Genomic DNA, 26339 nt, shown 5'->3' with positions numbered 1-26339 from the left:
CTGTCCACTCCAGGACGCGGCTCAGGCCGGGAAGACCTGCAGGTACGGCTCACGCGATCGCAGGTCGCCCGCGGCCGCTCCGGCGGCCAGCAGCAGCGCACCATCCAGGCTGCCTCCCTGCGGGGGCAGGACCTGCGCCGTCGGGTGGTGCTTACGCAGCCAGTCGCGGAACGGTCCGGTGAGCAGGTCCCCGGCGTCGAAGAGCCCGCCGCCCCAACTGATCCGGGCAGGCAGGGCGCCGACTGTGGCGACTGCGTCGGCAGCGGCGGAACCTGCCTCGGCCAGCCGGTGGGCCGCCTCGGTCCAGATCGAACGAGCGATGCCGTCGTCGTCCCGGGCGGCCTGGGCCACCGCCGGGGCGAAGGAAGCCAGCAGTGCCGCGGGCGCCTCGGCTCCGTGGACAGCCGCTACCAGGGTGAGCGGGTCCTCGAACCGCTCTCGCATCCGATCGGCCAGCAGGGCTGAACCGCCGGGACGGCCGTCGACCGAGCGCAGAGCCGCCTGCAGGCCGTGCCGGCCGATCCAGGCCCCACCGCCCTCGTCGCCCACGAAGAGCCCCCAGCCGTCCACCTGATGCCACGCGTCCTGATGATTGGTGCCCAGTGCGATCACCCCGGTGCCGGCGGCCACCACGGCGCCGGGCTGCCCCGCCAGGGCGCCGACGTGGGTGGTCAGGGCGTCCCCGGCAATCACGACCGCGCCGACCTGCAGCTGTGCGCGCAGGCCGCGAGCGATCTGCACCGGTTCCGGGACCAGCCCGGGCAGCCCGGTGATCCCCAACGCCAGCGCCTCCACGCGCCGCGCGCCGAGCCGGGCCAGCAGGCGATGCACCTGCGCCAGCACCTGGGCGCACAACTGCGGCACGTCCACCTGGCCGCGCGAGCGCGGGATGGGCACCTCGCGCCGTTCCTCCAGGCGCTCGCCCAGGGGCGCCTGAGCGGCCTGGACTCGCACGCGCACGCCGCCGCCGCCGACGTCGACCCCCACCAGGGCCCCCTGCACCCCGGGCCGCTCCCGGATCATCGGGGGCCGCCGGCCAACAGGCCCAGGGCCGCGCGCACGCTCCCGCCCCGGGTCAGCGCCTCCTCGGCATCGGTCACGGGCGCGCCGGAGAGCAGCACCGCCAGCGCCACCGGAACCCGGCCCGCGCACTGCTGCAATGTTGCGCGGCACTGCTCCTCGGGGCTCCCGGTGGCCTCCCGCAGGATCGCCACCGAACGCTCCCGCAGTTTCTCGTTACTGGCCACCAGGCCCACCATCAGGTTGGAGTAGGTGCGACCCAGTCCGATCATCACCGCGGTGGAGAACGCGTTCAGCAACACCTTGGCAGCCGTGGCGGCCTTCAACCGGGTGGAACCGGTGAGGGCCTCGGCGCCGGTGTCCGGGGCGATCAGGATCTGCGCGTGCGCGGCCAGGCCCGCGCCGGGGTTGCTGGTGATCAGCGCGGTCAGGGCTCCGGCCCGCCCGGCGGCGTGCAGCGCCCCGCGCACATAGGCGGTACTGCCCGAGGCACTGACCCCGATCACCACGTCGCCGGCCGTCACACCGGCCAGGTCCGCCAGGCCCTGGTCCGCGGCGTCCTCGAGGTCGATCGTGGAGTCGGTCAGGGCCGCCGGGCCGCCGGGGAAGTGGGCTCGGATCAGACCGGGGTCGACGCCGAAGGTGGGGGTGGACTCGGTGGCGTCCAGGACCGCGAGACGTCCGGAGGCGCCGGCGCCGGCGTAGTGGATCCGCCCTCCGGCCCGGACGCGGTCCACGGCGGCCTCCACCAGGTCCGCGAGCGCCGGGATCACCTCCCGGGCGGCCGCCACGGCGACGGCGTCCTGCCCCAGGATCATCTCCAGGCGCCGGCCGGGCGACACCACGTCGATGTCGTGGGTGGCCGGGTTGCGCCGCTCCGTGCTCGGCGACGGGGCGGTCATCGGGGTGCTCCGTCGTCGTCGGGCATGTCCTGCTCGCGCAGTGCGCGGGCGGCGTTGATGAACAACGGCCCGTACGTGTCGAGCAGTCGGCGGGAGACCACGGTCACCGAGTCGTGTGCTGGGGGCGCTGCGGGGCCCTCGCTCAGGAAGTCGGCCTCCATCTGCTGGAGACGGGCCTCCCACTCCTCGGCGGTCCCGATCGGGTGCCACCGCGCCCATTCACGCCAACGGCGTCCGTAGTAGCCCACCAGCCCGGACCAGTAGCGGGCGGAGTAGTCATCGAGGTACCCATCGCCCACCTGTCCCCAGACGGTGACCAGGCGGCGGGCGTTGTCGGCGAGCGCGCGCGCGTCCTCGTCGCTGGTCGCCCAGCGCAGGGCCTGGGCCTCCCAGTGGTCGTACCGGTACTCGGGCCGGGTGGCCAGCAGCGTGTCGAGGTCGTCGAACACGGTGAGGAAGCGCTCGGCGGCCTCGTCGTCGCACACCCCGGCGGGATCGAACGCGGTGAGGAAGGTGAGTTCGCCGCACCGGGCCAGCACGCCCACTGCCGTCTCGACCAGGTCCGCACCCAGCGGCCCGGAGGCGAGGTGGGGGTGTTCCTCAGCCAGTTCCACCAGCGTGATCCAGGCCCGGATCAGCGTGTCCGGTTCGTACCAGAGCAGGGCGCGGACCTCGGCGGCGAGCGGCCCAGGGTCCCCTGGGATGCTGGGCGAGGCCTGGGTGCCGCTGGTCCCGGGGGTGTCGGGGGCTGCCTGTGAGGGGCGCGCCAGCGTGGTCTCGAACGGGTTCACCGGTGGGCGCATGGTGAGCAGTCCGGTGAAGGCCTCGGGGAAGACCCGGTAGCCCCCAGCGCCCAGCACCGTGCGGGCCAGCCCGTCCCAGGCGGCGCCGGCACGCTCAGCGGCCTCATCGGGAGGCAACCGGTAGCGTTGGGCGGCCCAATCGCCCAGCCACTCCGTCAGCGGCGCGGGCGGTCGCCAGGTGGCATCCAGCACGCGTTCGAAGAACACCGGCACCGACCCGGTCGCCTCCATCGACAACCCGGCACCCATCGGCGGGTGGGAGGCGGCCAGGGCGGCCTCGAGCTCCTCGGTGACCCCGGGCAGGTCGGCCAGCGGTTCGTTGCGGCCGCCGAAGTTCAGCAGCGCGCACCACATCCAGTCACGCCCGCCGAAGCCGTCGAACCGGCGCCACTGCGGCTGCGCCTCGGCCCACAGGTCCAGCAGCACCAGGCGACCGGCGTCGATGTCACCCAGGAAGGCGCGCACGCGTTCGGCGGTCCAGAAGTGCTCCTGGTAGGAGAACGGCCAGGTCTGCAGGAACCAGGTGGCTTCCGGGTCGGCGTCGGTGAGCCCGGCGAGCAGCGCGGCGGCCACCCGGCCGGGGTAGCCGGGGTCCTCCTGCACCGGGATCATCTCGATGAACGGGTCCGCGGCGTAGCGGTGGTCGGTGCCCCAGAACTCCTGCTGGGTGCGTACCGTCGCGGCGGCAAGCCTGCGGAAGGTCGGATCCTCGGGCCCGACGACGTGGGTGCGGTGGCCCTGCCAGTCCCGGGCGCCGGCGGGGTCGGCGGGGTCGGCGGAGTCGACGGCTGTGGTGAGTGCGGCCGGCCCGGCGTCGCCGGCGAGTTCAGCGGGCACGTGCCCGGTGAAGGCCGGCAGCACCGGGCGCATCCCCAGTTCACGCTGGCGGGTCAGGATCTTCCCGGCCAGGTCCCGGTGGGCGCCGACCCAGCCCTGCGGCAACGGGCCGGCGTGACCCTCTAGCGCGCCCATGGCGAACCAGGGCAGATAGGCCGGGCCGGCAAGGAACTTCTGCACCGTCTCGGCGGGCACGCCCTCATCGAGCAGCACCTGCTCGACCACGGCCTCGTGGCCCACCATCATCAGCGGGGCGGTGATCCCGCGCAGGGCCATCCAGTCGATCTCTCGTTCCCACTGCTCCCAGTGCCACCACGGGCTGGTGTAGCCGAAGGTGCAGAAGTTCAGGTAGTAGGTCTCGGCAACCCGGGCAGTGCCCTCGGTGCGCGGCGCATCGGGCAGGTGGCCCGGGGGCGGGGGGCGCAGGTCGTCCCAGCTGACCGCGATCCGGCACTGCTCGCGCAGGTACTGGTGCAGCCCCACCGCGGCACTGGTGGCGTCGGTGGCGTCGACCCACAGCCGGTTTCCCTGGGCGCGGTAGGCGTACGCGCGTCCCTGGCCCGGCAGGGCACCGAAGGTGACGCGGGCGCCGATCGCTCCCAGGACCCGCTCAGCCAGAGCGCTCAACGCCGGGGCCCAGCCGGGACCGTTACGCGGGCCGGCGTCGCTGCTCACGGCGGTCCCGTCGTCGTCGGGTTCCTCCGAACCGCTGCAGGCGGGTGATGAGGTGGCGTTGTTCATCCCTTGATGGCTCCCTGGGTGATTCCGGAGATGAAACTGCGCTGGAAGGCCAGGTAGACCAGCACGATCGGGGCGATGGTGATGATGGTCGCGGCGGACAGCAACGGGATGTTCGTGGAGTACTGGCCGACGAAGAAGCCCAGCCCGCCCGGTGCGGTGCGCATCGCCGGGTTCTGCATCAGCACGATCACCAGCAGGAACTGGTTCCAGGACCACATGAACACCAGCACCGCCAAGGTCGTCAGTGCCGGCCAGGAGATCGGCAGCAGGACCCGGCCCAGCACAGTCAGGTCCCGGGCGCCGTCGATCCGCCCGGCCTCGACCAGTTCGGGGGGCACCGAGGAGAAGTGCGACTGCATCCAGTACACCCCGAACGGCAGGAACAGGGCCACCTCGGCCAGGATGACGCCGGTGTAACTGTTCGTCAGGCCCACGCTCTGCAGGTTGTAGTACAGCGCGATCACGATCAGTTCCACCGGCAGCGTCAGCCCGAGCACGAACAGGATCGAGATCGGGCGGGCGCCCCAGGCCTTGAGCACCGCCAGGGCGTAGCCGGCCAGGGTGGCGCACAACGCCACCAGGGGCACCACGCCGCCGGAGATGATGAAACTGGAGCGCATCAGGTTGGAATACCCGCCCGCCTCCCAGGCGAGGGCGAAGTTCTCCCAGTGCCATGCCTCCGGCAGCCGCAGGCCCGACACGGTAGATCCCGAGGGGTGCATGGCCGCCAGCACGATGGAGACGAACGGCAGCAGCACCATCAACGTCAGGGCGACCAGCACCAGATAGCGCATGCTGAGCCCGAAGGTGGTGGTCCTCATGACTCCTCCCGCGCCACCCGGCGGATCAGCGTGACGAACACGATCACCAGCGCGGTGAGCGTGATCGCCAGGGCGCTGGCGGTGCCGATGTCACCCTCGTTGAACGCCAGCCGGTAGACCAGTAGCGCCGGCACCGTGGTCTGATTCGCCGGGCCGCCGTTGGTGGTGACGAACACCAGGTCGAAACTGGCCAGCGCGGCGATCGTGGTGATCACCGCGGCGATGGTGATCTCCTTACGTACCCCGGGAATGGTCACCGACAGGAACTGCCGGAAGGCGCCCGCGCCGTCCAGGGTGGCCGCCTCGTACAGGGCGCCGTCGATCTTCTGGGCGCCGCTGAGGAAGAGCATCATGCACAGCCCGCTCATGGTCCAGGTACCGATGAAGCCCAGCGCGTACAGGGCCAGGTTGTAATCCCCCAACCAGGCGCGGGTGATCGACCCCAGGCCGATGGCCTCCAGGAACTGGTTCAGCAGGCCGTTCTGGTTGTACAACCACCGCCAGGTGATCCCCACCGCCACCAGGGGGAGCACCTGGGGCAGGAAGTACACGGTGCGGAAGAAGGTCATGCCGCGCCGCACCCGGCCCATCAGCAGCCCGGTCATCAACAAACCCATGCACACCGGGATCAGGGAGAAGAAGATGATCAGCACCAGGGCGTGCAGGATCGAGTTGTACAGCGCGGCATCCTGCAGGATCGATGCGTAGTTGGCCAGCCCCACGTACGAGGGTCGCTGCACCCCGTCCCAGTCCAGGAGGGACAGGTAGAAGGTGTTCAGCGCCGGCCAGATCGCGAAGCCGAGGTAGATCACCGCTGCCGGCGCCAGGTACACCCACGCCTTCAGGGCCCGCCGGTTCGGGCGCCGCCGACTACCGACGCCCCCGCTCGCGTCGCCGCGGGTGCGCGGCGGCGCGAGCGAATCCAGTGCTGCATCAGCCATGGTGGCCGGCCCACACCTCCTGCAGCGAGGCGAGGTAGTCCTCCGAGGTGGTCTGCCCGGCGATCACGCCCTGCAACCCGCCGGTGAGGGCGTCGATCATGCCCGGGGCGGCGAAGTCGGGGAACGGCACGATGTTGCTCTCCTGCGCCACCGGGGCGAAGCTGTCCGCGATGTCGCCCAGCAACCCCTCGGAGGCCACGTCGGCGCCGGTGTCCACGGGCATGAACCCGGTCTCGATCTGGATGGCGGCCGCCTCGGGCGAGTTCATGAAGTCCAGGAACGCCGCTGCCACATCCGGGTGCTCGCTGGCGGCGGAGATCGAGTACGCCACCGAGGACCCCGAGGCCACGGGAGCGGCACCGGGCTCGGTGCCGGGCAGGACGAAGAAGCCGGCGTTGTCCATCTCGACGTCCACCGCGGCCGCGGCCCAGTTCCCGGTGACCAGGAAGGCGGCCTCACCGGAGGTGAAGTCCGCCAGGGCGTCGGCGTCGGAGGTGGCGCTGGCGGCCTCGGTGATGTAGCCGGCCTCGACCCACTCGGCGATGATGTCGGTGGCCTGCGCGGCGGCGTCGGTCTCGATGGTGGCATCCGGTGCCCCGTAGACCCAGTCCAGGTAGTCCTGGCTGGGTCCCACGCTGTTCAGCACCGCGTTCCACAGGTGCAGGGCTCCGACTTCCAGGGCGCCCAGGCTGAGCGGACGGTCCCCGTTGTCGGAGACCGCGGCCATCGCCTCGGTGAATTCGTCCAGGGTGGCTGGGGGTTCGGTGATCCCGGCGTCGGTGAGGATGTCCTCGTTGTAGTAGACCCCGAGCACCGACAGCGCCCCGGGCACCGCGTACAGGCCCCCGGTGCCGAACTGCTGGGCGTCGTCGTCGGACATCAGCTGCTCAAGGCTTGCCGGTGGGAACGCGCCCTCCCAGCCGTACAACTCCGAGTACTCACCCAGTTCCAGCACGTGCCCGGCCGGAACCAGGGAACGCATCGCACCGGGGTTGTACTGCGCGATGTCCGGGGCGGTGTCGGAGGCCATGGACCGGGTGATCGAGGTGATGTAGTTGCCGAAGTCGGTCTGCTCGGTCTCGATGGTCACGTTCGGGAACTGCTCGGTGAAACCCTCCACGAGCGCTTCCGTGGGCGGGTCGTCGGTGTAGGCCAGGCGCAGGGTGACCTCCTCGTCGGTGACGTCGGACGAGACGTCCTGGGCCTCGCCGTCGTCGCCGTTCTGGTCCTCACCGTTGCCGCTGCCTGCGGTCACGCAGCCGGTCAGGACCAGCAGGGACGCGGCGAACAGGCCGAGGCTGCTGGTGGTGCGGGATGGAGCCTTCATAGAAACCTTCTCCTTCGAGTGATTCGGGTCCGGGTGGGGTGGCCGGGTCGGCCGCGTCAAGGTCGGGCTCCTCTCTCGAGGGGGACGTACCGGTTCTGTTCCAGTTCGTCGAGGCAGTGCCGGATCCCGCCCTGCACGACGGCGTCGGCACCCAGGGTGGAGACCTGCAGTTCGGGTAGTTCCAGCGGGAAGTCCACCAGCGCGGAGCGCAGCGCTTCCAGGAGCGGTTCACCGACGCGGGCCAGCGGGCCGCTGAAGACCACCAGGTGTGGGTCCAGCAGGGTACGGATCGCGGCCAGGCCGATCGCGAAGCGTTCGGCCACCCGGGCCAGGGCGGCACCGGCGTCACGATCGCCGGCCTGGATGGCGGCCAGGACCAGCTCCAAGGCGTCGTCACCGGCGTCGAGGACCTGTTGGGCCCGGCCGGAGTCGCCGGACCGGGTCATCTCCTCCACCGCGAGCGCGGTCAGCGCGGACGCCCCTGCCCAGGCCTCGAAGCGTCCCAGCCCGGAATCGGTGGTGCCGTGCCCACCCTCGGCGATCACGTCCAGGAAGCCCAGGTCACCGGCGTCGTTCGTGGCGCCCCGGTACAGCGAACCGTTCAGCACGATGCCGGCGCCGATGCGCTCGCCCCAGTGCACCACCACCAGCGACTCGTCGTCGCGGCGTACCCCGTGCCACTGCTCACCGCGGGTGGCAAGTTTGACGTCATTGTCGAGGTAGACCGCGCAGTCCAGGTACTCCCCCAGGGCGCGGACCACGCCGTCGCCGCTGAGGCCGGACATGGAGGGCACCAACCGGATCACGCCCGCGGTGGGGTCCACGATGCCCGGGGCCCCGATCGCGGCCGAGTACACCTGCTCCGGTGCGGTCCCGGCCCGGGCGAGCAGTTCCTGCACCTCCTGCACCATCAGCGCAATGGCTGCCTCGCCGTCGGCCCCGTGCTCGAGCACGGCCTGCCGGGAGGTGACCACCTCCCCGCGGAGGTCGGCCAGGCCGAGCCGGATCTGGTGCGGGTCGATGAAGGCGCCGACGACGTAGCCCGCCCGGGCGCGGAAGCGCACCAACTGGGCCGGTCGCCCCGAGCGTTTGGCGTCGCGTTCGGGGGGCAGGTACTCCACCAGGCCGGCGTCCTGTAGTTCGGTCAGGGACCGGGTGACCGCCTGGCGGGAGAGCCCACTGGCCTTGGCGAGTTCGGCCACGCTCATCCGGTCCTGGCGGCGCAACCGCTCCAGGACGGCAGTCGCGTTGACCTCGCGCATGAACCGCAGGTCCGCCGCCACCGGCATGTCCGCCATCGGTCCTCCTCGACACTCGCGCCCGGTTCTACTGGGCAGCGGCCCCCGGCGCTTCCGTGGGCTCTGTGTCGAAGCATACTTACGTGCTGTACGAAATTAAAGAGTCAAGTTCGATCCCGGGCGTTGCTTCGGTTGCTCAGTCGGTTCTCGTCGGCGCTCCGCCCTTGTGGATAACCTCGGCGGCAACGCCACCCGGAGCGCCATCCTTGGGCCATGCGCAGTGCTGACAGATCCAGCGAAAGGGAGCATCATGACTGGCATGACGCTGATGCCGCGCACGGGCGAGGAGTGGACGGTCGATGATCTCGACCTGCTGCCCGACGACGGCTTGCAGTACGAACTGCTCGACGGGCTGCTGCTCGTGAGCCCGGCCCCGGCGCCGCTGCACCAACGCGTGATCACCCGCCTACTCCTGCTCCTGCACGCGGCGTGCCCACCGGGGTACGAGATCTTCCCCGCCCCACTGGACTGGCGCCCGGATCCGCGCACCTCGCTGCAACCCGACCTGCTCATAGTCCGCAACGAGGATGTCGGGGAGCATCACGTGAGCGCTCCGTTGGCCCTCGCCGTGGAGGTCCTCTCCCCCGCCACCCGTCGCAAGGATCAGGTGCTCAAGCGCTCCAAGTACGAGGACGCCGGCGTCCGGTCCTACTGGATCATCGACCCGGCCGAACCCTCCGTGCTTGCGCTGGACCTGACCGACGCTTCGTACAGCACCACCGCGCACGTCAGCGGCACCGAACGCGCGGAGCTTGAGGTCCCCTTCCGCATAGGGGTGGTCCCGGCCGACTTGGTCCGACCCGCGCCATAGGCGGTCGGGCTCAGGCGCTGGGGCCGGTGCTCGGCGTCCTCACTGCGCCAGGGTCGCTCCGGAGAATTCGATCGGTGTGAACTTCTCCGGGCGGTGGTTGTCGTCGCTGCCCACCGGCGTCCACGCCCAGCCCACGTTCTGGCCGAGTTCGGCCAGGCGCTCGTAACGGGCGAACTGGAACATCCAGACCTCACCCTCACGCGGTGGGAGGGACCGTTCCCCGGCGAACCCGTGCAGCGACTCCCACGGGATGCTGATCAGCGCCTCCCACCCCACATCCACATCGGAGTCATCGTTCAGCGTTCCGTCCAGTGCCACCTGGGTCTGCAGGCCGGGCATGTCCCAATCGGTGAAGGCCCACCGCAGGCCGCGCGGGTGCGTTCCGGTCCAGAACGTCTCCGCGTTCCGGTCATGGTTGCCCCCGAACGTGATCGCGCCCCGCTTGATCGGGTCAAGGTCACGAACCAGTTCGCTCGTGGAGCCCGTCATGGCGTCCTGCCAGAGGAACAGCGCCTCGTAGACCACGTTGCGGGCATTGACCTCCAGTTCGTAGTAGACATCGCCGCCGTCGATGAACAACTCGACGTTGTTCTCGTTGAACAGCAACGAATCGCGCTGCTCGAGGGTCGCGTTCAGGAAGGGCTCCTGCACCCAGTACCTCACATACAGGTGGCTGCGGCTCCAGACGACGGCTGCATGGGTGCCAAGGGTCGCCGGCTTGCCGTTGACGATGTTCACGAAGCGCGGGGACTTCTCCGTCAGGTCCCAGAACTCCGACCGGACTCCGACATCTACCGCCTGCGCATCGGTCAAGTGTTGTGCCACGTACGACACGGTCAACCTCCTACCGGCGACCCCGCCGGGTGCTCGAAAACTGGGTGTGAATGAGTGACGTCCCTGACCCGCGGGGCGCTCAGCCGAACGCCGCCGCAGGGATGCCCGCCACCGTCGACGGAGCGGTGATGACACGGCCGTCGTGCTCGCCTGTCTCATCGAGCCCGATCGTTGCCGAGGTCACGATCACCCGGTAGGGCGGTTCGACGCTCAGCGCCACACTGGTCGGCTGGCGCACCGGAACCGGGATGCGCTCCAACAATGTCCCCTCCGGTGAGTAGCGGTGCAGGCAGGAGGCGCCCCAGATCGCCGACCAGAGGCACCCCTGGGCATCAACGGTCATGCCATCCGGGCCACCCTCACCGACATGGGCGAAGTCCTGAGCCGCGCCGAGTCCACCGGTCGCCGTATCTACCCGGTGCCGGCGGATCCACCCGGTGGGGGTATCGGCGAGGTACATCACGGCACCATCGGGGCTGAACGCCGGCCCGTTCGGGATCGAGATGCCCTCCAGCACCAGGTGCACGCCGCCGTCGGGATCCATGCGGGCCAGGAAACCCTGCCCGTGCGCGCCGTCGTAGGCCATCGCACCGGCCCAGAAACGGCCATGAGGGTCGGCCACCGCATCGTTCATCCGCAGCGCCACGCCACGTCCGGCGGCCGGGGTAGCCAACACCTCGGTCACGGCCAGGCGCCCGCCGTCGCTGCGTAGCCGCGCGAACCCTTCTCCGACCGCCCCCACCCAGGCCGGCTCATCACCCTTCACCTGCGCCACGGCACCCAGGGGGCGGGCGAGCTCGGCGCGCGGGGTCAGCCCGCCGTCGGGTTCGCCCGTGGTACTCCACAGTTGTCCGCGAAGGAGGTCCACGCACACGAAGAACGCTCGCTCGCTCCCGCCGGCATCCTCGCCCTCGGCATCACCGAAGGAGACCGAACCGAGGAACCGGGCGCCCTCCCCCAGTTCGAACCGGCGCTCATCCACCGGCCGCCACGCCCCGGTGATGACCGACCCTTCCGAGCCGGTGCCACCCTTGCTGTTCATCGGTTCCTGCTCCTTCATCTCACCACTCGGCGAATGACCCGTCGGGGTGCTCCCAGACCGGATTGCGCCACGTATGGGCGCGGGCATCGGCGGCACGGACGGCGTCCTCATCGACCTGCACCCCTAGTCCCGCGCCGTCCCACCGTTCGATGTGCCCGTCCTGGAACTCGAACGGTGTGGTGTCCACGACGTAGTCCAGCAATTGCGTACCGCCGGTGTTGTAGTGCATGCCGATGGACTGTTCCTGGATGAGGAAGTTGGGGGTCGCGAAGTCCACCTGCAGGCACGCGGCGAGCGCGATCGGTCCCAGCGGGCAGTGCGGCGCGAGCAGTGCTCCGTACATCTCGGCCAGGGCAGCGATGCGGCGGGACTCCGAGATACCCCCGGCATGGGACAGGTCCGGTTGGACGACGGCGACGCCCGCCTCGAGCGGGGCCTGGAAACTCAGCCGGTCGTACAGTCGCTCCCCGATCGCCAGCGGGATCGTGGTGCCGGCCACCAGGGCCTGCAGCTGCGAGCCGAACTCGGGCAGCACCGGTTCCTCGACGAACAAGGGCGCCACGGGCTCGAGGGCCCGCAGCAGCCGCCTGGCATCGGCGGGGCCCACCCGGCCGTGGAAATCCAGTCCGAGACCGAAGTCCTTGCCGGTGGCCGCCCGCACCGTTTCGGCGCGGGCCACTGCGGCATCGACGCTGGACGCCGGTGCGAACGGGTCCCACCGTCCGGTGGCGTTCATCTTCACCGCCGTGAGCCCCGCCTCCAGCTGGGCCACCGCGGCATCGGCCACCTGCGCCGGGTCGTCTCCGCCGATCCACCCGTACACCCGCACCCGATCTCGCACAGCCCCGCCGAGCAGCACGTGCACCGGCACACCGAGCGACTTGCCGAGGATGTCCCACAGCGCCTGGTCCAGGCCCGCGACCGCGCTGGAGAGCACCGGGCCGCCACGGTAGAAGCCTCCCTTGGTCATCCGCTGCCAGTGACGCTCGATCTGCCGCGGGTCCGCACCGATCAGCAGTTCGGACAGCGCCTCGACCGCGCCGCGCACCGCCTCAGTGCGCCCCTCGACCACCGGTTCACCCCACCCGACCAGGCCGTCGTCCGTTTCCACGCGACAGAACAGCCATCGCGGCGGTACGGCGAAGGTCTCGATCCGCGTGATCTTCATGTCGTCTCCTGCCGTTCGGCACTCATCACGCGTTCGACGTCCTCGATGCTCTGATCCACCAGTGCCTCGGCGGCTATCGCGGCTTGCTCCGGGTTCTGCGCCACGATCGCCTCGACCACCCGCTGGTGCGCGGGCACCGGGTCGCTCGGGGAGTGGTTGTGCACCAGGTGGTCCCGGGCCAGCAGTGCAGGTTCAACGAAAACGGCCATCTGAGCGAACAACTCGTTGCCGGTGGCCCGCAACAGCACCTGGTGGAAGACGAGGTCCGCCCGGGCGGCCTCCTCCGAGGTACCTCCCCGGGCGCGCCTCATTCCCTCCAGGGCGCCGTGCAGCGCCGTCAGGTCCTCCTCGGTGCGGCGTTGCGCGGCGAGGGCTGCGGCCCGTGGTTCGATCGCCGAGCGCACCTCGGCCAGGTCGCGGAAGAGCGCTCGGGAATCACCGTTGACCTGCCGCCAGCGCAACACATCGCTGTCCAAGGCGTTCCACTCCGAACGGGGGCGCACGAAGGTGCCCTTCTTCTGCCTGGCATCCAGCAGCCCCTTGGCCATCAGTACCTTGATGGCCTCTCGCAGTGACGTCAGGGACAGTCCCAGTTCATTGCCCACGGCGGCCAGGTCCAGTACCTCCCCGGGGGCGAACGTCCCGTTGACGATGCGCGTGCCGAGCAGTTCCACCGTCTGCCCGTGCACTCCGCGGCCCTTGTATCGGCTACTCACTCATCCTCCGTAGTCGTCGCTCGCCCTCAGGCGGAGTCCTTGGTGATGCTCCACCCGCCGTCGACGGGGATGGTCGCTCCGGTGATGTAGGAGGACCGGTCGCTGAGGAGGAAGGCAATCACCTCAGCCACCTCCTCCGGCTCACCCATCCGGGCCAGCGCCGTCTGCCGCCCACTGCGCTGCCGGTCCGCCTCGGAGACCCCGTCCCACAGCGCGGTGCGGATCGGCCCTGGGGTGACGCAGTTGATCCGCAGGCGCGGGCCGTACTGCGCCGCGACCTGACGGACCAGTCCGGTCTGACCTGCTTTCGTCGCGGCGTAGCCGGGCACGTCGAGCAGCCCGAAGTTGGCGTGCACCGATGACACGATCACCGCGCGTCCCTCACCTTCTCTGACCAGATCGGGCAGGCACGCGCGCAAGCCGTGGAAGGCCCCGGTCAGATTGACGTCGAGTTGGCGCTGCCAGGCCTCGGGAGTCATCTCGTGCAGCGGATGCGCGTCGGTGGCCAGGGCGTTGAGCACGAGCCCGTCCACCGGGCCGAGGCGATCGTTGGCCTCGGTCACCACCCGCTGCCAATCCTCGGCCGAGGCCACGTCGGCGACGATCCCGTGAGCCCGCCCACCCAGTTCAGCGGCACGCTCGGTGACCTGTGGGTCGACGTCGGTCAGGGCCACCTGCCACCCGGCGCCGATCAGGTTCTGTGCCGTCGCCTGACCGATCCCGCGCGCTGCGCCGGTCACGACTGCTACAGCCATCCTCTGTTCCCTTCTGATCCGCATTTCCCCTGCTCTACGCGACCTTGCGCAGCACGATGACGTCACAGTCGCCGTACCTCCACCGCACCGGCACGCCCGCCGAGGCCAGTTCCGCACCGCTGAGCACGTCGTCGTCCCCATCCTCGCAGGCGAACCTCTCGGCAGGCGTGAGTCCGCCCAGGGGGATACGTGATTCTGCGCGGCCACCTGGACGTTTCCACGCCAGCACCACGACGGCGTCATCGGTCGTGTACTGCAGGGCGTAGACGTCATCGCCGGGGTCGCCGTGGCGCCGCACCACACCATCGACGATGATCCGGCGTATCGATAGGTACCGCTCGATGAGTTCCCGGGCCCGCTCCCGCGCGGCGGTATCCCAGGCAAGGAGGTCCGAGCCGATCCCGAGCACCCCGGCCATGGCGACGACGAAGCGGAAGTCCGGGCTCGCCGGATCGGTGTCGATCAGGTCCGGTTCGTCGGTGACCCACGAACTCATCGTCCAACTGGGAAAGGCGCTGAGGAATCCGTGCTGGATCGCCAGCCGGTCCCGCGGTCCGGTTTCGTCACTCGGCCACACCACGTCGGTGCGCGCCAGGACCTCCAGGTCGATCCGACCCCCACCTCCGGCACACGCCTCCACCGTGACGTGCGGGAACTCCGCGCGGATCACGTCCAGGACCCGGTAATAGGCCTGAGTGTGCAGCCAGGACCAGTCGTCCCCACCCGCTCGGACCTGGCCGCCGTCCTCGATGGAGCGATTCATGTCCCACTTCAGATAGGTGATCTCATGAGCCGAGAGCAGACTGCGCAGCACGTCGATCACCCACGCCTCCACCTCCGGGCGCCCCAGGTCCAGCACGTACTGGTTGCGCAGGGTGCGCAACGGCCGCCCCTGGGCGTGGTGGACCCACTCCGGATGGGTGCGGTAGAGGTCGCTGTCCGGGTTCACCGCCTCCGGTTCGACCCACAACCCGAACCGCATTCCGTGCTCGAGCACACCCTGCACCAAGGTGCCCAGGCCGTCGGGAAACTTGTCCGGATCGGCGTCCCAGTCACCCAGGCCGCTGCGGTCGGAGACGCGCCCGCGGAACCACCCGTCGTCGAGGACGAAGACCTCGGCACCGATCTGCGCCGCTACCTCCGCCAGTGCCAGCTGATGGTCCACACTCACGTCGAACGTGGTGGCGTACCACGAGTTGTACACCACCGGCCGGTGGTAGGGATCGGTGGACCGGGACAGGGTGCGCTGGTAGTCGTGCCATGCCCGGGCGACGCGGTCGGCATCTCCGCGGATGCGCAGGCCCGCCACCACCGGCGTGGTCAGGTGTTCCCCGGGGCCGAGGGTGAGGATCCCGCTTTCGTCGTCGGGCCCGCCCGCCACCCGGATCCGCCCGGTGAACGGCACCGCATCGGCGCTCATCCGCCACGAACCGCTCCAGCCCAGCCCGATCGAGTGGGCCAACTCCGGATCCTGCTCCGAGCGCACCGTCAGCACCGGTGCGTAGGTGTGGGAGGTGATCCCTTGCCGGCTGCCGATGCTGAGCGCGCCCGCGCCGAGGCCGACCTTGGCCGGGGTGAACTCCCGGGACCAGTGCCCGTGCAGGACCTCGACCGTGGCGCCGGTGGCGTTGACCTCGAACGCACCGCCCCAGGCGCGCAGCAGTTCGGTGGCGACGGGGCTGGTGTTGCCGATGGTGGCCCACTTCTCCACCACGTCATGGGCGGTGGAGGTGCGGATGTGCAGGTCCACTTCGAGGCCTGCGTTCTCATCCACCAGGGGGCAGGTCAGATGGGTGGTGTCCCCGTGATGGACGACGACGTCGCTGCGCAGGTGCAGCCGCGCCCCCCGCAGGCCATCGGTGCGGCGGGCGATGATCTCTGCCGAGTGCACCGAGCGGGTGCCCAGCGCGGTGGTTTCGAGGGGCAGCAGGTCGCGTTCGCTCTCGAAGGACGTCGTTCTGCGTGGCAGTGCGGCCGGGGGAACGTCCTGCCTGGGTTCACCCCAGTGACGCAGCATCAGGCCCGCACCATCGGGCGTCAGGCCGACCACGTACTCCCCCGATTCGGTGGGCAGGCGCCAGGTCCGGTCGGCGTCCCCGGCGCGGTCACCGTGCTGGTCGGATGCGTTCACTTGTCACTTCCCACGAGCAGCCCGGAGACGAACTGTTTCTGGAAGATGAAGAAGACGATCGCGGTGGGCACGGCCGCGACCAGCGCGCCGGCCGCGACGACGTTCCACTGGCTGCCGAAGCCACCCATCAGGTTGAGCAGTTGCGCGGTGATCGGGAACTTCGCTTCACTACGCAGCACCGTCATCGCCCAGATCAGGTCGTTGAAGATCCAGGTCGTGGCCAGCACCCCGAGCGCGGCCAGGGAGGGGCGGGACAGGGGAAGCACGATGCTGACGAAGATCCGTCCGGCACCCGCGCCATCGATCCGCGCTGCATCGAAGACCTCATCGGGCAGGTTCCGCATGAACCCGTACAGGACGAAGGTGTAGAAGCCGATGCCGAACCCGACCTGGACCACCGTCAACGCCAGGAGCGTGTCGTAGATCCCGAGCGCGCCGGTGATGGCCGAGATGGGGACGAGCAGGATCTGAGGCGGGAGCAGGTTCCCAGCCAGCATCGTCAGCAGGATGACCTTGCGGAACGGGATCGCGAAGCGGCTCAGCGCATAGGCGGCGATCGAGGACAGTGCCAGGGAGAGCACGACACCGGCTGCGGTCACGATCAGGCTGTTGCCCAGGGCTCGCCACAGTCCGCCACCCCCGAACGCGGTCACGTACCCCTCGAATGACACCGAGGTCGGAAGGGCGCCGATTCCGCGGCTCATGATGTCGTCGAACGAACGCAGGGAGACGAAGACGACGAAGATGATCGGGCTGAGCCACAACAACGAGATGGGCACCATCGCGACGTGCAGCCAAGGGGAACGGGATGTGCGCGAGCGGCGCCGTGATCGGGTGGGGACCATCGACGGTGGTGCCGATGCTGGAGCAGTCATGTCGAAGGGCCTCCGCTCTCAGTCTTCATTCCTGGCCTGCCGGGCCAGGTAGACGATGATGAATCCAATGGCCAGGGCGAAGATCACCACGGAGATCGCCGAGGCGTATCCCAGGTTCCCCGCGGTGAAGGCCTGCTGGAACATGTAGGTGCTGAGCAGCTGGGTCTGGTTATAGGGCCCGCCCCGGGTCATCGCCCAGACGATGTCGAAGGTGCGTAACGCGTCGATGACCGTCACCGCGAAGACGACGGTGTGCACCCCCTTGAGTTGGGGCATCACGATGCGCCAGAAGCGTTTCCACGCGTTCGCGCCGTCGACTGCTGCGGCTTCCTCCAGCGTCTCATCGCAGGCTTTCAGGCCGGCAAGATAGAGCACCATGATGTAGCCGACCTGGCGCCACACCGCCGCGATCAGCACGGCGTATAGCGCCAGGTCGGGATGGGCGAGCCACTGGCGTTGGAGTGATTCAAGTCCGATCAAGCCCAGCGCACCGTTGATCGGACCATCGGGGGCGTACATGACCCGCCAGACCAGGCCGGTCACGACCAGAGAGACCACCATCGGCAGGAAGATCGCGCTACGGTACGCCCCCACCATCGGCCCGGGCTTGTTCAGGGCAACGGCGAGGGACAGCCCGATGGCCACCGAGAGCGTGCCGAACCCGAGGAGCCAGACGACGTTGTTGCTCAGCGCGGTCCGGAAGATTGGATCGGCCCACAGGTCGGCGAAGTTCTGCAGACCAACCGGCTCAGCGGGTGTGATCCCGTTCCACCGCGTCAGCGACAGCGACAGCGAGTTCAGCGCCGGCCAGAAGACCCAGAAGATCTCGAAAGCCACGGGCAGCAGCAGGAAGATCCACACCAGCGGCGGTACCCGCCGGAGCCGCTCCCAGGCCCGTGCTCGAGCGCCCCGCTGCTCGCCTCCGTTCGACGGCGTGCTCGATCGGTGAGGCAACGTCTGGGTTGCCCGCTGGCCTCTCATCAGTCGAATGTGGCTTCGGCAGCCTGCTGCCATTCGTCGAGGATCTCCGCCACCGAGTCCGGATCGTCCAGGAAACGGGTGAGCGCGGCGTCGGCGGTTGCCTGCAAGGCGTCGGACCCGTCCCGGTTGAAGAACTGGGTGATCTCCTCGGTGTTCTCCAGCAGTTCAATCCCCTTCTGCACAATGGGACTGAAGCCGGAGGTGTCCACATCGGGTGAGGTGGGCAGGTTCGAGGTGCCGGAGATCTCGATGAAGGCCTCTTGACTCTCCCTCGAGGCCATGTAGTCGAGGAAAGCCAACGCTCCCTCCGGGTTGTTGCTCCCGGAGGCAGCGAAGAACCCGTCGGTGGGGGCTTCCTCGGCTGTCGGTACCCCGTCGTTGATCATCGGCACGGAGAAGAAGTCGACATCATCGTGCTGATCCTCGGGGAAGAACTGGGTGACGAACGCCCCGACCAGGTACATGGCAGCCTCGTTCTGCACCATCGGTGTCACGGCTTCCTGCTCGTCATAGGAGGCCATGTTCGGGTGGAAATAGGGAATGAGCCGTTCGTACTCGGCCATCACGTCGAAGACCTCCGGGTCATTGAAAGCCCGTTCCCCGGCAAGCAGTTCTCGGTGGTACTCCGGACCGTTGATCCGCAGGTTGAGGTAGTCGAACCATCCCGACGCCATCCACGGCGTCGGCCCGATCCCGTTGGTCAGCGGGATGACGTCCTGGCCGCTGAGGTTCTCGCACAGGGCGTGGAACTCATCCCATGTGGTCGGTGGCTCCACCCCCCATTCCTCGAACGCGGACTTCTTGTAGAACACCGACCACCAGTAGTAGTGCGTGGGGACGAAGATCTGTCGCCCTTCGTCGTCGCTGGACAGGCTACGGAGCGCGTCGGAGAAGTTCGCACACGCGCCGTCACCCTCCCAGAGCGGGGAGACGTCGAGTAGAAGCCCCTCGCGCGCATAGTTCCGGGCCACCGAACCCGCATACCAACTCAGCACATCCGGCGGATCGTTCGATCGCAGGTAGTTGGTCAACTGGGCACGGAACTGCTCGGTCGCGACCGAGTTCATGGTGACGTCGCCGTCGTCGTACTCCTCGACCAGGTGCTCCAGCGCCTCCAGGGGTCCGGGGTTCTGCTGCGAGTTCTGGAAGACGATGGATCCGCCTCCGCCGTCCTCGTCACCCTGCCCGTCGCCGCCACCGTTCGGGGCGCTACCACCACCGCCCACGCAACCGGCGAGCATGCCGCCGAGGCCCAGCGCACCACCACCGAGCAGCAGGTTCCGGCGCGAGATCTGTGTTCGCGAGTGACTCATCACTCCTCCTTATGACGTCATCGTCAGCGGGGGCCGGGGCGCCGCCCGCGTCATGCTCACACGAGTCTGCTCCCCGGCCACAGTGAATGTCAACCTATTATAGGTTTTAATCTGCTCGACGATCTGACTGCGGCGGAGCAGCTTGGAGCGCGTTGGCAAGCGTCTGCGCGTCGATGCTGGAGGCGGGGGCGAAGTCGTCGCTGGCCATATACGCCAGCAGGCTGCGCCGGAACTGCCGGGCCGCCAGCCTGCCCTCGCTCGGGTCCAGGTTCAACGAGGTCACGACCAGGCGGCCGGCACCGATGTTCACTTCGAACAGCACGCCCAGCCGCCGCGCCTCGAACCATGTGTCGATGACCTGCACAGTGGGCCGCAGGGACAGCGGGAGGTGATCCATCACGATCGCCTTCGCCCCGTGGAGCAGGTCCCACCACTGCCAGTTGGTCGCACCGTCGGTCGGGAAGGCGTCGAACAACCGGTGGTCCGGATCATGCAGCAGCCCGAGCGTGTGCGGGGCCTGTCCGCCGGTCCATGCGGTGTTCCAGAACACCGGGGCGAACCCCAGGGCGATGTCGTTGTGCACGTCCTCCGGCTGCAGTTCGAGCAGGACTCGCTCACCCCCGGTGGCGAGTTCGATCGCTTCCTCGATACGCGTGCTGGTGCGCACTGCGGACTCCTGAGCCGGCTCGCCGTCCTCCGCGAAGATCCACAGGTCCCAGTCGTTCTCATACCGGGCGCCGTCCGCGCCCTCCAGGGTGAGCACCAGTGTCACCTGCGCGGGCCCGGTGCACACGCCGCTGGGCAGGGCGACCGGGCCGCTGTGGGTGCCGTTGCCCAGGGGCACGCGCAGGTCCTGGGCGATCGACCCGCCGGCCAGTTCCTGTCCAGTACGGTCTCGCAGGCTCCAGGTGAGGCCCGCGTGCAACGGCTCGGGGCCGAAGTGGGCGATCTGGGCGTCGAAGACGATCGCCTCATCGCTTCGCCAGACCCGGCGCGGAAGCCTGGCCAGTGGCACCGTGGGGCCGCTGAACCTCGCGAACTCCTCCGGCGTGCAGTATCCCTTGGACTCCCAGAACGCGTTCAGCACACCGACCAGGGCCGTGCCCTGCCCCGGGAAGTCGGTCAGGCCGAGCAGGTGGAACCCTGCGAATCCCTCGGTGCGCAGCGCTGCTTCGATGTCCTCCTTGTAACACAGAGCCTGCAGGCGGCCGGAACTGTGCAGGAAGTCGTCGGCCTGGTCGAGCATCCCCGAAGCCTGGAGGAAGTCGGCGAAGATGCCGAAGTTCCGCGGTTGCATCAGACCGGTGTACTTCGAGACCTCGTTCAGGTCCGGGTGGGCGCACCACTGGCCGATCTCGTGGCTGATGATGGGGCGGGGCGAAGCGGCGACCCACTCGCGGTAGTCGGACTGCGTCTCCGGCGCCGTCGCATTCAGCCGGGACTCCAGGCCCTCGCCCCAGCGGTGGGCGCGGGGGGCTGGGATGTTGTCGAAGTCGTTCTCCTGCACGGCCGGCCATCCGGCTCCCGTGGTGTACAGCCGCCGCGGGTCCTGGGTCCGCCAGGCGTTCACCCATGCGGTCAGGAACTCGACGTCCCGGCCGCCGGGTTCGTTCCCGTGAGCCATCATGATGAAGGACGGGTGGTTGCCGTACTCGCGCAGGATCCGATGGGTCTCGTCGATGAGGAAGGCATCCACATCCCGGCCCTCACCGAGTGCGGCGCCTTGGTTCGCCCACACCGGTGCCTCGACCTGCAGGTAGACACCGGCCTCATCGGCCGCCGTGAAGGCAGCCTTCGGCGGGCACCAGGAGTGGAATCGGAGCAGGTTGAGGCCGTGGCTGCGCAGTACCTCCATGATGCGGCCCCAGGAGCCGACGTCGGTCGGGGGGTAGCCGGTGAGAGGAAAGACGCAGGATTCCAACGTGCCCCGGATGAACGTTCGCTTGTCGTTGATCGTCACCTGCGTGCCCTCCGCGCCGACCTCGCGCAGCCCGAAGACGGTGGTGGCCTCGTCGTGGTGCACCCGCCCGGAGGCCTCGGCCACCAGGTGCACCGTGAGGTCGTACAGTGCCGGCTGGAACTCGTCCCAGGTCATCGCCTCCTCGTCGAGGGGAAGCTCGATATCGAGGTGGGTGCCACCAGCGGTCAACCCACGCTCGGCCAGGTCGCGGCCGTGATCGACCTCGAACGGTGCGGTCACCGGGCCGATCACGTGCTCACCGGCTCCGTTCCGGCGCTTGGCCGACAACTCGATCCGCCCGTGCTTGGCGACGGCGGTGCCGGTGCGAATGTCCACCTTCACCAGGGCGGATCGCCGGCGCACGTCCGGGAAGACCCGCACCTGATTGATCTGGACGTCGTCCTGGGCGCTGAGGCTGATCTCCCCGATGATCCCGTTCCAGTTGCCCTGGGTGTGGTCGGAGACGCTGTGCGCGTTCGGGCCGACATTGACCACTGCGCGGTTGTCGACGCGGATGGTCAAGCGGTGCCGGCCGGGTTCGAGGCGCCCCAGGTCGTGGCGGTGGGCGGTGCTCAGGCTCGCCTCGATCCCGACGCGGCGCTCATCGATCCAGACGGTCGACTCCCAGTGCACGCGCTCGAGCGTGAGCAGCACGCGCCGGTCGGCCCAACCCTCGGGGATGTCGATCTCGCGTTGGAACCAGGCCGCTCCCTGGTAGTACACCTGGGGCTGCAGCCAGAAGGGCACACTGATGTCTCCCGGCTCCCGGTACGGCGCGTACCGCTCGTCGGTGAAGAAGGACCGGTCGACGATCCCTCCGGTCCAGGGTGTGTCCAGGGTGATGTCCGCACCGATGCCCTGGTGCTGCAAGGAGCCGGGCAACGCGACCTCGGGACCGTCCTGCGGCAGCGGCGCTCGGAACCACTGGTCCAGTTCACCGACCGAATCAGGGTCCAGCCGGCACTGCCAGGTACCGGCGATGTCGAGTTCGCGGACACCACTGTCGAGGTTGCGCGTAGTACTGGTCATTCTCGGTGATCCTCCCGGGGTTCGTCCCCACACTGCAAGATCGGGCCGATTCGCCCGACATGGATCCAACAACGGTCACGCCAAACGTAGGACGGCTGAAGAGCGCGGGTGAAGGGACGCCTGAACGCACCTACATGGATGATCCGCTGAAACGGCTACCCTTGGCCCCATGAGCCTCGAAGCAGGCTTCCCGGGGGAGCGCGTCCGGATCCTGCCACCCGCCGTCGCGCGAGACGCAGCGACAGCGCCGGTGACGAGAGATCTCCTGGTCACCGACTGCGGGTGGTACCCCCGCGCGAACAACCACGGGCGTTCGCGGCGATGGGGCACCGACGCCATCGTGGTGATCGTCTGCTTGGCTGGTCGAGGCTGGTACGCCGACACCTACGGACGCCGAACCATCACGGCCGGACAGGCCCTCGTCATCCCGTCGAACCTGGCCCACAGGTACGGCGCCGCAAGGAGGGACCCCTGGACGATCGCATGGATGCACGCCTCCGGACCCCATGTGCGTGCGTTCGAGGCAGCCCTTCCCGATCGAGGTGGGCGAGGTCAGGTGGTCGACCTGCACGACCCCTTGAAAGTGCAGGCACTCATGCGATCACTGATGGAGACACTGGAGGTCGACGACAGGCTTCCCACCCTGATGCGGGCGAGCGGTGCCGCGTGGGACGTGCTCTCCCAGTTGGCCGCAGATGCGGCGGAAGGGCCGCCCAGGCGTCAGCAGCCCGTCATCGACGTGCTGTCCCATCTGCGGGTCCATTTCGACCAACCGGTGGCCGTCGCTGAACTGGCGTCGATGGCCGGGTTCTCGCGTTCCCACTTCTCCGCCCTGTTCCGGGAGGCGACGGGGCAGAGTGTCGGGGCTTACGTCAGGCGCCTACGAATGGCACGGGCCTGTGAGTTGCTGGTGACGACCGGGCTGCCCGTCGGCGTGATCGGACGGTCCGTCGGCTACGACGATCCGCTGTACTTCTCGCGCCAGTTCCGCCTTGTTCATGGACGCAGCCCCACGAACTTCCGCGAGCAGAAGGGCACGACGGTCGCCGCAGGGATGGCCGAGGACTAGTCCGGCGTGCCGCGCGGCATTGCGCGGTGGGCGGATCAGACCGCAACCGCGAAGCGGGTTGTTATCGAGGCGCGGGGGGTGGTGTGACGAACTCTTGGATGATGCTTCCCGAGGCGTGGATGCAGAGCATGTGCAGGTCCACCGCGCCAGTGTTGCGGAATCGATCATTGCGGCTTGGTCGCTTTGCCGTCGAGCCAGAGCGTGTCGGACTCGTCTCGGTGGGACCCGGTTGTGCCGACGTGCTCGGCGTCGATCTTCGGGCCCTTCTTGATGACATGGACCAGGGCCATACCGTGGCCGCGCCCAAGCCCGTAGTCGTCATTGAGCCATCCGAGGATGACGCCGGCCTTCACATCGGGGGCGTCGTAGCCACGGGTGGCGGCGATTTCGAGGATCTGGCGGGGGTCAGTCCGGTCTTGTCCTCGATGGTGTCGAGGTATGCCTGGAGACCATCACAGCGGGCAGCAAGGCGTTTCTTCGCGCCTACCGGCCCTAGCCAGCCCACCGTTGCGGCGGTGCAAGAAAAAGACCTGACATCCATCGCTGCGGCTGGAACGGTACCGGCGTCCCGCACCGGGAGATCAGACGATGGAGGAAGGTTCAGCACATGAACACAAGCAACGGAGCGGGGGAACGCGGTGCAAGCACCGTGGCTCGGTGGGCAGCGGCCCTCGCTGCACTTCTTGCAACCGCGGCCGCCGTGACTGCGGCCCTGGAGTTGCCCGCAGCAGCACCGGACGTGCTGATGGTCGAGGTGTGGCGAACATTGGGCTTCGCCACATTTGCCGCACTGTTCGCGCTGCTGGTCGTACGACCGCTCCTGTCGATCGCCCTGTGGGCCATCGTGCTGGGCAACAAGATCGCCCTGAGGATCGCAGGGCTGGTGCTGGGCCCGGACGTACCCGGCGCGACCACAGCGGCCGCATGGGACGGCGCCATGGTCGCGATCTTGTCCGCCGGCCTCGTCGCCGCCGCGATCTCCCGTCGGAGGTCAGCGGCCGGCGCAGCCAGGGACGGGGCGGCACCTCACACCAGTCCGGCGGGTGCTGCCTGAGGCGGAATGCGGACGCCGCGGTCGCGTTACGCTGATGTGAGGATGGTCGGGGCAGCAGCCTCCTCGAAACGGATCGGAGAAGCACATGACGCACCACGCGTTCGTGATCGCCGGCTCGGAAGCCACAGGTGGCGCCGGGATTCAGGCAGATCTGAAGACCTTCCAACAGTTAGGGGTCTATGGCACCGGGGCGATCACCTGCATCGTGTCCTTCGACCCCGGTAACGACTGGGCGCACCGATTCGTCCCGATCGAGCCGCAGGTGATCGCTGACCAGATCGAGGCCGCAACCGCCGCTCATGACCTGGACGTGGTCAAGATCGGCATGCTGGGCACTCCGGCCACCATCGACGTGGTCGCCGAGGCGCTGGGGCAGGGCTCATTCAGCCACGTCGTGCTGGACCCGGTGCTGATCTGCAAGGGGCAGGAACCGGGCGCCGCGCTGGACACCGACAACGCCCTGCGCGAGCAGATCGTCCCCCATGCCACCGTGGTCACCCCGAACGTGTTCGAGTCCACGACCCTGGCGGGCATGGACGCGATCGAGACGGTCGAGGACCTCGCCGAGGCTGCCCGCCGCATTCACGCCCTGGGCCCCGACTACGTCCTAGCCAAGGGCGGGGTGGAATTGCCTGGCGACGACGCCGTCGACGTGCTTTACGACGGTACGGACATCCACGTGTTCTCTGCGCCGAAGGTGGGCAAGGAGCGGGTGTCGGGTGCGGGTTGCACTCTGGCCGCGGCCATCACCGCCGAACTGGCCAAGGGCGCGGACGTGCGCGATGCCGTGCAGACCGCCAAGGACCTGGTCACCGCCGGCATCAAGGAGCGGCTCAGCGCCCACACCCCGTTCGACGTGTTGTGGCAGGGCGCAGGGGTACCCGCTCGCACCTCCTGAAACTCACACCAGTGAGCATCGGGTGAGTTCGCTGCTCACTAGGGCGTGTCTGCTAATGCTTGGCTCGGTAGGTCAGGATGGTCATCCCGAGTAGCACGCCGCCGAGGTAGGTCACGGCGTACTTGTCGTATCTGGTGGCCAGTGCTCGCCACTGTTTGAGCCGGTTGAAGGCTCTCTCGATGGTGTTGCGCAGGCCGTAGAGTTCGGCGTCGAATCCTGGGGGCCGTCCGCCCTTGGTGCCCTTGGTCTTGCGGCGGGTGATCTGGTCGGAGCGCTCGGGGATGATGTGCTTGATCCGTTTGCCTCGCAGAAACTCCCGGGTGCTGGGGTGGGAGTAGGCCTTGTCGGCCAGCAGATGCCCATTCATCTGCCCGCCAGCCTGGCCCAGGGCCTCAATCAGCGGGGCCAGCATCGGGTTGTCTCCGGCCTGTCCGGCGCTGAGCATGGCCAGCACCGGGGTGCAGCTGGCATCGGCCAGGGCGTGGATCTTGGTGGTCAGCCCACCGCGGGAGCGTCCCAGGGCGTGATCAGGCGGCTCCCCGGGCACGAGGCGAGAATTCTTGTGGTTCGAATCTGCCCCCTGTGTGTGATCCACCCTCCTCGGCAACCGAGTCCCGGCGGGCGCCAGCGGCGTGCTGATGGGCCCGCACACTGGTGGCATCGATGGACAAGACTTGGGCGACCTGCTCGGCATCCAGCCCGGTGTGGGCACCGACGGCGGCCAGCATCCGCTCATAGGTGCCATCGACCGACCAGAGCCGGTGGCGTTGCCACACCGACTGGAACGGCCCGAAGCATGCCGGCAGATCCCGCCACGGCGAACCGGCACGAAACCGCCAGATGATCCCTTCCAACATCAGGCGGTGATCGTTCCACGGCCGGCCCCTGCGGCCGGCATCCTGGGGCATCACCGTGGCCAGGATCTCCCACAATTCATCACTGATCTCACCATCACGAACCATGACTCCCACCATGGTTCACTCACACCGCGAATCTTTGGCAGACACGCCCTA

21 protein-coding genes and 2 pseudogenes are annotated in these 26339 nt (G+C 68.8%); 4 read left to right on the top strand and 19 right to left on the bottom strand.

Features of this window, described 5'->3' with window-relative positions:
• Window positions 1-21: 21 nt before the first annotated feature.
• From ACPL7H_RS13290 to ACPL7H_RS13260, 7 genes are read right to left on the bottom strand one after another with little or no spacing between them, the layout of a single operon-like run.
• A complete protein-coding gene (locus tag ACPL7H_RS13290; RefSeq protein ID WP_424797362.1) occupies window positions 22-1023 on the bottom strand; it encodes an N-acetylglucosamine kinase in 1002 nt (333 codons plus the stop codon).
• On the bottom strand, window positions 1020-1922 hold the full coding sequence (locus ACPL7H_RS13285) for an N-acetylmuramic acid 6-phosphate etherase (protein ID WP_424797361.1): 903 nt from the start codon (window positions 1920-1922) through the stop codon (window positions 1020-1022). The genes ACPL7H_RS13290 and ACPL7H_RS13285 overlap by 4 nt, the downstream gene beginning before the upstream one ends.
• Window positions 1919-4303: an alpha-N-acetylglucosaminidase TIM-barrel domain-containing protein gene (locus ACPL7H_RS13280; protein WP_424797360.1), complete on the bottom strand. Its 2385-nt coding sequence runs from the start codon at window positions 4301-4303 to the stop codon at window positions 1919-1921. The genes ACPL7H_RS13285 and ACPL7H_RS13280 overlap by 4 nt, the downstream gene beginning before the upstream one ends.
• On the bottom strand, window positions 4300-5124 hold the full coding sequence (locus ACPL7H_RS13275) for a carbohydrate ABC transporter permease (RefSeq protein ID WP_424787016.1): 825 nt from the start codon (window positions 5122-5124) through the stop codon (window positions 4300-4302). The genes ACPL7H_RS13280 and ACPL7H_RS13275 overlap by 4 nt, the downstream gene beginning before the upstream one ends.
• On the bottom strand, window positions 5121-6065 hold the full coding sequence (locus tag ACPL7H_RS13270) for a carbohydrate ABC transporter permease (RefSeq protein ID WP_424797359.1): 945 nt from the start codon (window positions 6063-6065) through the stop codon (window positions 5121-5123). The genes ACPL7H_RS13275 and ACPL7H_RS13270 overlap by 4 nt, the downstream gene beginning before the upstream one ends.
• Window positions 6058-7392 carry an extracellular solute-binding protein gene (locus ACPL7H_RS13265; RefSeq protein WP_424797358.1) on the bottom strand — a complete coding sequence of 445 codons (1335 nt, stop codon included), beginning with the start codon at window positions 7390-7392 and terminating at the stop codon, window positions 6058-6060. The genes ACPL7H_RS13270 and ACPL7H_RS13265 overlap by 8 nt, the downstream gene beginning before the upstream one ends.
• 56 nt (window positions 7393-7448) lie before the next feature.
• Window positions 7449-8690 carry an ROK family transcriptional regulator gene (locus tag ACPL7H_RS13260; RefSeq protein WP_424797357.1) on the bottom strand — a complete coding sequence of 414 codons (1242 nt, stop codon included), beginning with the start codon at window positions 8688-8690 and terminating at the stop codon, window positions 7449-7451.
• A 259-nt stretch (window positions 8691-8949) separates the two neighbouring features.
• Between ACPL7H_RS13260 and ACPL7H_RS13255 the strand changes: the two genes are divergently transcribed.
• Window positions 8950-9501 (top strand): Uma2 family endonuclease, encoded by a 552-nt coding sequence (locus ACPL7H_RS13255; RefSeq protein ID WP_424797356.1) that lies wholly within the window; start codon window positions 8950-8952, stop codon window positions 9499-9501.
• Window positions 9502-9540: 39 nt separating this feature from the next.
• Here ACPL7H_RS13255 and ACPL7H_RS13250 read toward each other — a convergent pair whose 3' ends face one another.
• The 10 genes from ACPL7H_RS13250 to ACPL7H_RS13205 form a co-directional block, all read right to left on the bottom strand.
• Window positions 9541-10326: a carbohydrate-binding family 9-like protein gene (locus ACPL7H_RS13250; protein ID WP_424797355.1), complete on the bottom strand. Its 786-nt coding sequence runs from the start codon at window positions 10324-10326 to the stop codon at window positions 9541-9543.
• A gap of 88 nt (window positions 10327-10414) precedes the next feature.
• A complete protein-coding gene (locus ACPL7H_RS13245; RefSeq protein WP_424797354.1) occupies window positions 10415-11377 on the bottom strand; it encodes an SMP-30/gluconolactonase/LRE family protein in 963 nt (320 codons plus the stop codon).
• A 19-nt stretch (window positions 11378-11396) separates the two neighbouring features.
• Complete coding sequence (dgoD, locus tag ACPL7H_RS13240) at window positions 11397-12545, bottom strand: galactonate dehydratase (protein ID WP_424797353.1); 1149 nt, start codon at window positions 12543-12545, stop codon at window positions 11397-11399.
• Window positions 12542-13261 carry a FadR/GntR family transcriptional regulator gene (locus ACPL7H_RS13235; RefSeq protein WP_424797352.1) on the bottom strand — a complete coding sequence of 240 codons (720 nt, stop codon included), beginning with the start codon at window positions 13259-13261 and terminating at the stop codon, window positions 12542-12544. Before ACPL7H_RS13235 ends, dgoD begins: the two co-directional genes overlap by 4 nt.
• 26 nt (window positions 13262-13287) lie before the next feature.
• Window positions 13288-14016, bottom strand: coding sequence for an SDR family NAD(P)-dependent oxidoreductase (locus ACPL7H_RS13230; RefSeq protein ID WP_424797351.1), 729 nt, complete (start codon window positions 14014-14016; stop codon window positions 13288-13290).
• Window positions 14017-14050: 34 nt separating this feature from the next.
• On the bottom strand, window positions 14051-16147 hold the full coding sequence (locus ACPL7H_RS13225; protein ID WP_424797350.1) for an alpha-galactosidase: 2097 nt from the start codon (window positions 16145-16147) through the stop codon (window positions 14051-14053).
• Complete coding sequence (locus ACPL7H_RS13220) at window positions 16144-16929, bottom strand: carbohydrate ABC transporter permease (protein WP_424797349.1); 786 nt, start codon at window positions 16927-16929, stop codon at window positions 16144-16146. The genes ACPL7H_RS13225 and ACPL7H_RS13220 overlap by 4 nt, the downstream gene beginning before the upstream one ends.
• A 111-nt stretch (window positions 16930-17040) precedes the next feature.
• Window positions 17041-18003: a carbohydrate ABC transporter permease gene (locus ACPL7H_RS13215; RefSeq protein ID WP_424797348.1), complete on the bottom strand. Its 963-nt coding sequence runs from the start codon at window positions 18001-18003 to the stop codon at window positions 17041-17043.
• Complete coding sequence (locus ACPL7H_RS13210; RefSeq protein WP_424787028.1) at window positions 18003-19316, bottom strand: ABC transporter substrate-binding protein; 1314 nt, start codon at window positions 19314-19316, stop codon at window positions 18003-18005. Before ACPL7H_RS13210 ends, ACPL7H_RS13215 begins: the two co-directional genes overlap by 1 nt.
• Window positions 19317-19422: 106 nt before the next feature.
• Entirely contained in the window at window positions 19423-22305 is a 2883-nt protein-coding gene (locus ACPL7H_RS13205; protein WP_424797347.1) for a sugar-binding domain-containing protein, read from the bottom strand.
• Between the two features lie 169 nt (window positions 22306-22474).
• On the opposite strand from ACPL7H_RS13205, the gene ACPL7H_RS13200 reads away from it, so the two are divergent.
• Window positions 22475-23374, top strand: a complete 900-nt coding sequence (locus ACPL7H_RS13200) for a helix-turn-helix domain-containing protein (RefSeq protein WP_424797346.1) — start codon at window positions 22475-22477, stop codon at window positions 23372-23374.
• A gap of 164 nt (window positions 23375-23538) precedes the next feature.
• Here the strand turns inward: ACPL7H_RS13200 and ACPL7H_RS13195 are convergent.
• Window positions 23539-23879: pseudogene (locus tag ACPL7H_RS13195) on the bottom strand (DUF4287 domain-containing protein).
• Window positions 23880-23981: 102 nt separating this feature from the next.
• Here ACPL7H_RS13195 and ACPL7H_RS13190 point away from each other — a divergent pair.
• Together ACPL7H_RS13190 and thiD are read left to right on the top strand one after the other, a co-directional pair.
• Window positions 23982-24428 (top strand): hypothetical protein, encoded by a 447-nt coding sequence (locus ACPL7H_RS13190; protein ID WP_424797345.1) that lies wholly within the window; start codon window positions 23982-23984, stop codon window positions 24426-24428.
• 85 nt (window positions 24429-24513) lie between these two features.
• The gene (thiD, locus tag ACPL7H_RS13185; RefSeq protein ID WP_424797344.1) at window positions 24514-25326 is read left to right on the top strand and encodes a bifunctional hydroxymethylpyrimidine kinase/phosphomethylpyrimidine kinase; all 813 of its coding nucleotides are present in this window, start codon (window positions 24514-24516) and stop codon (window positions 25324-25326) included.
• A 52-nt stretch (window positions 25327-25378) separates the two neighbouring features.
• On the opposite strand, the pseudogene ACPL7H_RS13180 reads toward thiD, so the two are convergent.
• A pseudogene (locus ACPL7H_RS13180) lies at window positions 25379-26288 on the bottom strand (IS5 family transposase).
• Window positions 26289-26339 lie beyond the last annotated feature (51 nt).

The sequence above is a fragment of the Pseudactinotalea sp. Z1732 genome (assembly GCF_049724975.1).
Lineage (GTDB): Bacteria > Actinomycetota > Actinomycetes > Actinomycetales > Beutenbergiaceae > CALKWS01.
Note: the sequence above shows the minus strand (reverse complement) of the source record. Positions and strands in the feature narration are given on the sequence as shown.